9 protein-coding genes are annotated in these 8,510 nt (G+C 67.0%); 1 reads left to right on the top strand and 8 read right to left on the bottom strand.

Annotated elements, in window-relative coordinates:
* Positions 1-331: 331 nt before the first annotated feature.
* The gene (locus WH5701_RS03715) at positions 332-1,333 is read left to right on the top strand and encodes a toll/interleukin-1 receptor domain-containing protein (RefSeq protein ID WP_198005127.1); all 1,002 of its coding nucleotides are present in this window, start codon (positions 332-334) and stop codon (positions 1,331-1,333) included.
* Between the two features lie 67 nt (positions 1,334-1,400).
* On the opposite strand, the gene fmt is transcribed toward WH5701_RS03715, so the two are convergent.
* The 8 genes from fmt to WH5701_RS03755 all read right to left on the bottom strand — a co-directional run.
* Positions 1,401-2,426, bottom strand: coding sequence for a methionyl-tRNA formyltransferase (fmt, locus tag WH5701_RS03720; protein ID WP_006170610.1), 1,026 nt, complete (start codon positions 2,424-2,426; stop codon positions 1,401-1,403).
* A 24-nt stretch (positions 2,427-2,450) separates the two neighbouring features.
* A complete protein-coding gene (locus WH5701_RS03725; RefSeq protein ID WP_006170611.1) occupies positions 2,451-3,842 on the bottom strand; it encodes a TldD/PmbA family protein in 1,392 nt (463 codons plus the stop codon).
* Positions 3,843-3,844: 2 nt separating this feature from the next.
* On the bottom strand, positions 3,845-5,290 hold the full coding sequence (locus tag WH5701_RS03730; protein ID WP_006170612.1) for a TldD/PmbA family protein: 1,446 nt from the start codon (positions 5,288-5,290) through the stop codon (positions 3,845-3,847).
* A 40-nt stretch (positions 5,291-5,330) separates the two neighbouring features.
* Positions 5,331-6,422 carry a magnesium-protoporphyrin IX monomethyl ester (oxidative) cyclase gene (gene acsF, locus WH5701_RS03735; protein WP_006170613.1) on the bottom strand — a complete coding sequence of 364 codons (1,092 nt, stop codon included), beginning with the start codon at positions 6,420-6,422 and terminating at the stop codon, positions 5,331-5,333.
* A 72-nt stretch (positions 6,423-6,494) separates the two neighbouring features.
* Positions 6,495-6,905: a DUF2996 domain-containing protein gene (locus WH5701_RS03740; protein ID WP_037980213.1), complete on the bottom strand. Its 411-nt coding sequence runs from the start codon at positions 6,903-6,905 to the stop codon at positions 6,495-6,497.
* Between the two features lie 76 nt (positions 6,906-6,981).
* The gene (locus WH5701_RS03745) at positions 6,982-7,482 is read right to left on the bottom strand and encodes a hypothetical protein (protein ID WP_006170620.1); all 501 of its coding nucleotides are present in this window, start codon (positions 7,480-7,482) and stop codon (positions 6,982-6,984) included.
* 39 nt (positions 7,483-7,521) lie between these two features.
* Positions 7,522-8,145, bottom strand: coding sequence for a flavin prenyltransferase UbiX (locus WH5701_RS03750; RefSeq protein ID WP_006170622.1), 624 nt, complete (start codon positions 8,143-8,145; stop codon positions 7,522-7,524).
* 4 nt (positions 8,146-8,149) lie between these two features.
* On the bottom strand, positions 8,150-8,510 hold a 361-nt coding region (locus tag WH5701_RS03755; RefSeq protein ID WP_006170623.1), incomplete at its 5' end, for a S1 RNA-binding domain-containing protein.

The raw sequence follows: 8,510 nt of genomic DNA on the forward strand, positions 1-8,510 counted from the left end.
GTAGTGGCAATATTTCGAGGTGCCCTACAAAGTGCAGCCAAATGCCTATGCATCTGGTTGGATGGGAGAACTAAACTTGGTTGGCTTTTTCTGGAGATATGCGGATGTAGCACCCCGCGGCTCACTGGGAGTCAAAACTCATTGTGAAGGTTACAATCACATCAGACTCAGTCCCCGTCAGGGCTCAGTGATGATAGGAGCCCGGCTGTCAATAAACCTCCACCAACCCATCCCCATTCCGCCCCGGAACCGTATGAAGTACCGAGACCTGGCAAGTGATTCAGCCATCGTGCTAGTCCACGGCTTTGCCGGTGACAAAGCCTGGCAACCCATGATCGATCAACTGCTGGAGCACCCAAACCTTACGAGCTGGGACATCGACTCGTTCCAATACGTCTCATCATGGATGCCGCGCTGGCTGCGCTACCGGCTGGTCTGGAGCCCGAGTCTGACCAACATCGCTGACTCGTTTTCCACCTACTGCATGTCAACGCTGAACCGCTACAAGCATTTGTCTCTGCTTGGGCACAGTGCCGGCGGCCTGATCATTGAACGGGCGTTGATGGACAGCGAGTGGCTGCGCAACCGTGTCCGCCACGTGGCCCTGTTCGGGGCTCCGACAGGTGGCGTCAGGGCCGCTCGGCGCCTGGCCTTCCTCAATCCGCAGTTGCGAGATGTTGCCGCAGAGAGCACTTTCCTGCGCACGCTCCAGGCTGATCTCTCCAGACAATGGAAGGATCCCACTTTTGCTTGGCGCATCGTCGCTGCGGTGGACGACGTGACCGTCCTCCGGGAATCCGTGTTTTACGACTTTCCACGTGCGGTCAGACGCACGGTGCCTGGCGACCACGTGACGATGATCCAACCCACTCGGCAGGACGAGCCGGTCGTCGGCCTGGTTGCGAACCTCCTCTGCAGCCCGCGCCTTTTTCTGAGCTATGTGCGCGAGGACGAAGCGATCGTCAAGGACGTCTTTGCCACGCTTGTGCGCCACGAGTTCACACCTTGGATCGACCAGGGGAAGCTGGTCGCGGGCGATGTCTGGGACAGCAAGATCCTTGAAGCGCTGCGCGAGTCTGATCGTTTCCTCGTGTTCCTCTCGGCGCACGCGATTGCCAAACTCTCGGGCGAAGGTGTTTTCCGGCATGAAGTTGACACGGCCGTCGCTCTTCAGAAGGAGCGCGGGGCACAGTCGGCTTTCGTCGTCCCTGTACGACTCGAAGACGTGCCCCTGCCCCAGGACCTTGCCAGCTTTCAGTGGTATGACCTCTTCACTGGCAGCGCCGAGGGGCTGGCGAAGGCGCTCGAAGCGTCGACGCTCAAACCGGAGTAGCCGACGATTCAGCTGCGTGTCGATCCAAGTGACTGTTGGGAAGATGGATCACCCATCCAGCGCCAGCTCAGCCGAAACCATCCCCCACCCGCGCCCGTAACTGCTGCAGCATCGCCCCGCCGCCGCTGGCCTTCTTCCCTTCCAGCTGCGCCTCGCGGATCAGCAGTGGGCAGCCCCCGGTGGCCACCACAAGACCAACCCCTTCCGCCACCTCCAGCACCGTGCCAACCGCAGGCCATGCCGTCTGCGCAGGTTGACCCCAGCGCTGGGCCAATGAGGCCCCCTCGGCACTGAGCTGATCGGCCAGTCGCCGCACCAGGGGTTCGGTGGCCAGCAGCTTGAGCCGCTGGCCTCTCCAGGTGGTGCGCGCGCCGGGATGCAGTCCCATCACCCGCCGGTGGATGGCCAGCGCCGGGGCGTTCCAGCTGATCGCGTAGTCGTCCTTCTGCAGCAGGCGGGCATGGGTGAGACCCTCCTGCGGCTGGGGATGCAGGCCAAGCTGCCGCCAGCGGTCGGCTTCAGGGCCGGGCCCCGCTGCGGCGATCAGGGGCATCGCCTCCACCAGCAGCTCCGCCGTCAGCCGGCTCAGGCGTTCGCCCAGCTGGGCCGCGGTCTCCAGCAACCCGATCGCGAGGCGCCGCTCCAGCAGCACCGGGCCCGTGTCGAGGCCCTCCTCCATCGCCATGATCCCCACGCCGGTCTCGGCGTCGCCTTCGATCAGGCACCACTGGATCGGGGCGGCGCCGCGCCAGCGGGGCAGCAGTGAGCCATGGCCGTTCCAGCACCCCAGCGGCGGCTCGGCCAGCACCTCCTTCGGCAGCAGCTGCCCGAAGGCCACCACCACCGAGACGTCCGCGCCCAGTGCCCCCAGCTCCGCCTGCATCTCCGGTTCCCGCCGGATCCGTACCGGCGTGAACACCGGCACCCCCAGCTCCAGGGCCCGGGCCTTCACCGCCGAGGGCATCAGTGCCGCGCCGCGCCCCCGGCGGCGGTCGGGCTGGCTCACCACCCCCACCAGCTCATGGCCTGCCGCCACCAGCGCCTCAAGGCTGGGCACCGCGTAGGCCGGGGTGCCCCAGAACAGGATCTTCATCGCCGGCTCCTCGTTTGGCGGGCCTCAGGCGTCGCCGGTGATCGAGAGCCCATCCACCCACACCAGCGGGCAGACGCCATCGGGGGTGACCTTGGCCTCGCCCTCGAAGCCCACCAGGCCCTTGAGCACGGCGCGGATGTCGCCGGCCACGGTGGCGGCTTCGATCGAGCGGGCTTCACCACCCTGGATCAACCAGCCATCGAAGGGCAGGGAGAACGATCCCTGGCTCGACTTCACGCCGGCATGGAGGGCCGAGAGTGAATCGATCCAGACGATCCCATCCTGGCTGAAGCGATCGAGACCCCTGGCACCGGTCTGCTCATCGGAGCTGCCGGCCGGGCCGATCTCGAACCAGTGGGGCCCCACCGACACCTTCGCCCCCAGACCGGCATGGCCGGTGGGCGCCACGCCGAAGGCGCGGGCCGTGGCTTCCGAGTGCAGGAAGTGGCGCAGGATGCCGCCCTCCACCAGCGGCAGGCGCGCCACCGGCGTGCCCTCGCCATCGAAGCTGGCGGCACCGATGTTGCCGGGGTGCAGGCCGTTGTCGTGGATCGAGAGGAAGGGAACCGCCAGCTGGCTGCCGAGCGACTCACGCTGGCTGAGGCTGACCCCATCGAGCACGGCACGGGCATTGAAGAGGCTGCTGAAGGCGCCGATCAGATCAAGGAAGGCCTCCGGGCTGAACACACAGGTGTAGCGGCCGGTGGCGATCGGGGCGTAGTCGAGGTGCTGGATCGTGCGCTCGGCTGCTTCCTCGATGCAGCCGGCCACATCCAGTTGCTCGGCGCCGTAGGCCAGGCGCACTGCCCCGCTGCTGCGGGGCTTGCGGCCATCTTCCTCGGCGCGGGCGTAGAGGTAGAGGCTGGCGGTGCTCAGCTGCTGCTCGCGGCAGGCCCCCTCGCTGTTGAGGTAGAGGCGCTGGCTGTTGCGCTGCGCCAGACCGTTGTAAGGAACGGTGCTGATGGCGGGGTGGCGGCCCAGCAGCTCGGCCTCAGCCAGCTTGAGGGTGCCCAGCAGCTCGAGGATGCCCCTGGGTTCACTGATCGGTTGCTCCAGCTGGGCCAGTGGTGCCTTGGCCAGGGGCGAGAAGCCGGGGGTGTCGTCGGGGTTGCCGTAACGGCTGGCCTCACCGGCGCCGGCCAGGGCGCGGGCCAGGCCCGCGGGGGAGAGATCGGAGGTGCTGGTGATGCCCACCAGGCCATCACTGTTCCAGGCCCGCACGGTGATCGAGCTCCGCTGGGCGCCCTTGAGCTGCTTGGCCTCACCCCGATCCACCTGCACGGAGGTGTCGGTGCTGCAGGAGGCACCCAGGTCCCAGCGGCTCACGCCCAGGTCCTTGGCCAGGGATTCCAGCTGCCCGGCCAGCTCACTGGCGTGCAGGGCGCTGGGGCTGGCGGTGATGGTGTCGGTTCCCATGATCAGCGGCCCCCCACAGTGATGCTGTCGACCTTGATGTGGGGCTGGCCCACGGTCACAAAGATGCTGCCGCTCACCGAGCCGCAGAAGCCGGCGGCCAGTTCCAGATCGTTGGCGCACATGGAGATGCGGGGCATCACTTCTTTGGCCTCACCGATCAGCGTGGCCCCCTTCACCGGCTTGCCCAGCTGGCCGTCTTCGATCAGGTACCCCTCCTCCACGGCGAAGTTGAATTGGCCGGTGGGTCCCACACTGCCTCCCCCCATCGACTTGCAGTAGAGGCCCCGATCCACCGAGCCGATCAGCTGCTCGGGGCTGTGGGGACCGGCGGCGATGAAGGTGTTACGCATGCGGCTGGCGGCGGCGAAGGAATGGCTCTGACGGCGGCCGCTTCCCGTGCGGGCGTGGCCGGTGCGCAGTTCCCCGGCACGGTCGGAGATGAAGCGCTGCAGCACACCGTTCTCGATCAGCACCGTGCGCTGGGGCTCCATGCCCTCGTCATCCATGGAGAGGCTGCCGAAGGCGCCGTCACTGAGTCCTTCATCCACGGCGGTGACGGCCTCATGGGCGATGGTCTCGCCCACCTTGTCGGCGAAGGGGGTGGTGCCGCGCTCCACCTGGGTGGTTTCCAGCAGGTGGCCGCAGGCTTCATGGAAGATCACGCCCCCGAAGCGATTGGCCAGCACCACCGGGTAATTGCCGGCGTCCACATAGTCGGCGTAGAGCATTGAGCGGGCACTGGCGCAGAGATCGATCGCCGAGGCCTCCGCATCCCACTGGCGCAGGTCATCGGGGCGGCCGGAGCTGCCGTAGCGGCGCCCCAGGCTGGCGCGGTGGTCGCCGTCGGCCGCCAGGGCGTTGATCCCCACCGACTGGTGCAGGCGGATGTCACGGGCGAACGTGCCATCCGTGGCGGCCACCAGCACCTCCTGCCAGTCGCGGGCGTAGCTGCCGCGGCGAGCCTGGAGATGATCCCCGTGGCGATCGAGCAGCGCCGTGGCCTCCAGCAGCCGGGCCGTGGATTCATCCAGACCGGGGCAGTGCTGCAGCCAGGCCTCTTTGCTGGCCCCGTGATCGTTTAGGGAAGCGAGTCCGGCAAAGCTGTGGGTGCCGAGGTTGCTGCGCGTGAGGCCCAGCATTCCCAGGGCCTGATCCAGGGCCTGCAGCAGGCCCGCCTCACTCAGGTCGTTGGTGGACACGAAGCCATCGCGCTCCCCCAGGAACACCCGCAGGCCAGCCCCACGACCGAAGGCCGGACTGACGTTGGTGATCCTCTCCTGCTCCGCCAGCAGACCGATGTGGTCGGTGCTCTCAAGGAACACCTCCACCAGGCTGGCGCCGGCGGAGGTACCCGCTGCCAGCACGGTTTCGAGCCGATCCCGCCAGCGTTGATCGAGGCTCTCGCCCGTGAGGGTATCCGTGAATGAAGGAGTGGGAGTGGCGAGCAAGACGGTTCAGAGAGGACCGTCAGGCTAACCAGGCCAAGCCTCAACGCACGGCGGGCTGGAACTCCTCACTGCGGATCGGTGCCATCAGGAACAGCTTGGCCATCTCCAGGCCATTGGCCATCCAGTGGGGGAGCTTGCGCAGGGCCCTGATCGGGGCTGGGCCGCCTTTGGCGTCAGCCTCACTGAGGGCGGCGTTGTTGGTGACGATCCGCTCCAGGCGTGAGTAGAACTTGGGATGCTCCACATTGAGCACCACGGGGAACACCCTGGCCGAAGTTTCGTTGGTCTTGGCGATCACCATCTTGTCGTACTCGCGGGCATCGAGGCCGAGCGCCTCGTAGAACTCCTTGCGGGCCACATCACGCACGTACATGGTGGCGAACACCGCCAGCAGGAAGAATCGGCACCACAGCCTGGATTGCAGACCGCGGACGGTATCGGGCTGGGCCTTCATCAGGGCATCAAAGAAGTCGCCGTGGCGGTTCTCGTCCTGGCACCAGTTCTCGAAGAAGTTGAAGATCGGGAAGATCTTGCTCTCCGGGTGCTTCTCCAGGTGGCGGTAGATGGCGATGTAACGCCAGTAGCCGATCTTCTCGGAGAGATAGGTCGCGTAGAAGATGAACTTCGGCTTGAAGAAGGTGTAAGCCTTGTTGGCGGTGAGGAAGCCCAGATCCAGTTGCAGGCCGAAATCACCCATCGCCTTGTTCAGGAAGCCGGCATGGCGGGCTTCATCGCGGGCCATGTGGGCAAAGCACTCGGCCAGCAGCGGATTCTTCTCCTTGATCCGGCGGCTCAGTTCCTTGTAGAGCAGAAATCCGGAGAACTCGGAGGTGCAGCTCTGCTCCAGGAACTCCACAAACACCTTGCGGGTCTCGGGATCGAGCTTGTCGGCGGCGCCCTCGAACTCCTCGTTGCGCACGAAGTGGTGGCGGTTGTAGTCCTTGCGGAACTCCTCGCAGATCGCTTCGAGCTCCTGCTCGTTGGGCCGCAGATCCATGGCGGCCATCGCCTCGAAATCCGTGGTGTAGAAGCGCGGGGTGAGGATCGTGTCCTTGACCGGCTCCTTGAAGGCCTTGGCCTCAGCGGCGTTGGTGCCACGGGTGGCGGTGGGCGCAGCGACGGGGGGCACCATGCGAGCAGAACGGTGGGGTGTTCCGCCCATCGTAGGTGGGCTTTCCGCGCATCCGGCCTGGATGTGAAGCGCTCAGTTGGGGCCCAGCCACTTCTGGCTGTTGAGCCGTGACACCACCCTCGAGATCAGCAGGGCCAGGGTCGTCTTCTTCTCATCGATCAGGAACGACTCCAGCAGGCTGGGTTCGCTGCCCGCCTCAGCCAGCGCGATGGTCTTGGCGGAGCTGATGCTCGCCTCGGTGAAACAGAGCCAGAAGCGCCGGTCACCAGGGAAGCTCCCCATCACCAGCCAGCAGGGGCTCCCCACCACCGGCATCGCCCCCTGCTCGAAGCTCAGCTGCGGGGTTGCTCCGCCGAAGGCCTCGATTTCCTTGAGCAGGGCAGGCAGGAACAGCTGAGGGATGAACTCGGCGAAGGGCTTGTCTTCCGGAGCCGGTGGCTTGACCTTGACGGGATTCGGCGCGGGGCTGGCGGAGTCGCTCACGGGCTGGAGCCTCAGCTCGAAACACTGCAATCAATCCTAGGCATCTCCGGCCGCGCGACTGTCGAGGGGCTCCGCTTCACCAGTCGTCGCTGGGGGGTGTGTCCCAGCCCTCGGCGTCGCCGTTGCCGGGGCTGGCCGTTGCGGTGGCTGAGGCCGGCGCTCCGCCGCTGCCTGTGCGCAGGATCCGGAAGGGCACCGAGAGGGTGGGTGGTGGCTCCTGGGGCGCGCGCTCGGGTCCTGCGTATCCCCCGGGCGGTTGCTGTGGTGCAGGTCTGGCACTCGCTTGGGGCCTGTCATCCCAGGGCTCTGGCTCGCGCCGGTCGCCGCCGCCGGATGGCTGAACCGATCGCCGCCGCAGGGGCTGATCGCCCGGTTGCTGCAGGGCCAGGGCCGTGAGGCCGGCGCTGAGGGCGGCTCCGCCGCTGGCCGCCAGGGCCAGCCAGACCCCGATCGGCAGGGCTGGGGAGGTCCAGATCAGCAGCCGCAGGCGGCTGGCGGGGGTGGGGTTCAGGGCCGCCACCAGCAGCACGGCCAGCAGCGGGGCCAGCAGAGGCAGGAGCAGGAGGCGTTGCAGCACGGAGGGGATCAGTCCGGGAGTCAGACCGGCGGGCGGGGCTCAGAGGCTGGCCGCGGCGGCCACCGGGCCATCCCAGCGGCGCAGGGAGCCGAGGTCGTAGCCCAGGCCATCGAACACCCGGATCACCAGAAAGTCGATCATGTCCTCCAGGCTGGTGGGGCGGTGATACCAGGCGGGAATCGGTGGGGCGATGCGCGCACCCGCCTCGGCCAGGGTCGTGAGGTTGCGCAGGTGAACCAGGCTCCAGGGCATTTCCCGGGGGGCGATCACCAGCGGCCGTCCCTCCTTGAGGTGCACATCGGCCACCCGCTCCACCAGATCGAGGGCCACGCCACTGGCGATCCGGCCCACCGTTCCCATGCTCGCCGGCAGGATCACCATGCCGCGGGTCCGAAAGCTGCCACTGGCGATTGCCGCCGCCTGATCGTTCCAGCGGTGACAGCGCAACTGGCCCGTTGTCACGCCCGTGCGCTCCCGCCAGAAGCAGGCCTGCAGATCCGGTTCAGAGGGAATGCGCACCCCCTGCTCCGCCAGCCAGACCCCGATGGCCCCGCGGCTGGCCACCAGCTCCACCGTCTCGCCGGCCTCCAGCAACAACTGCAGACCCCGCTCCGCCAGCGGCATGGCGGAGGCACCCGTGACCGCCAGGACCACCGGATCCATCCGCTCAGTCCTCCCCGTCTTCGCCGCTCTCCTCGTCGCCCTCCGGCAGCAGCACGGCCAGATCGATCTGATGGCGCAGGGCATCGACGTTCTGGATCTGCACGTCCACCTGGTCGCCGAGCATGTAGGTGCGGCGGTTCTTGCGGCCCACCAGGCGGTTCTGGCGGGAGCGGTATTCGTACCAGTCGTCCTTGAGGGAACTGACGTGCACCAGACCCTCCACCTGGGAGGGGGGAATCTCAACGAAGAAGCCGTAGCTCTGCACGCCGCTGATCACACCGCTGAGGGTCTGACCCACCAGGGGTTCCGCCGCGCGGGCCTGGGCCATGGCCAGCAGGTCGGCCTCCACCTCGGCGGCGAAGCGG

Origin of the sequence: Synechococcus sp. WH 5701 (assembly GCF_000153045.1) — a bacterium.
GTDB lineage: Bacteria > Cyanobacteriota > Cyanobacteriia > PCC-6307 > Cyanobiaceae > Regnicoccus_A > Regnicoccus_A antarcticus.

Coding starts and splice junctions, on each gene's coding strand:
- WH5701_RS03715 (WP_198005127.1), top strand. CDS start 332: ATGATCGATCAACTGCTGGAGCACCCAAACCTTACGAGCTGGGACATC.
- fmt (WP_006170610.1), bottom strand. CDS start 2,426: ATGAAGATCCTGTTCTGGGGCACCCCGGCCTACGCGGTGCCCAGCCTT.
- WH5701_RS03725 (WP_006170611.1), bottom strand. CDS start 3,842: ATGGGAACCGACACCATCACCGCCAGCCCCAGCGCCCTGCACGCCAGT.
- acsF (WP_006170613.1), bottom strand. CDS start 6,422: ATGGTGCCCCCCGTCGCTGCGCCCACCGCCACCCGTGGCACCAACGCC.
- WH5701_RS03750 (WP_006170622.1), bottom strand. CDS start 8,145: ATGGATCCGGTGGTCCTGGCGGTCACGGGTGCCTCCGCCATGCCGCTG.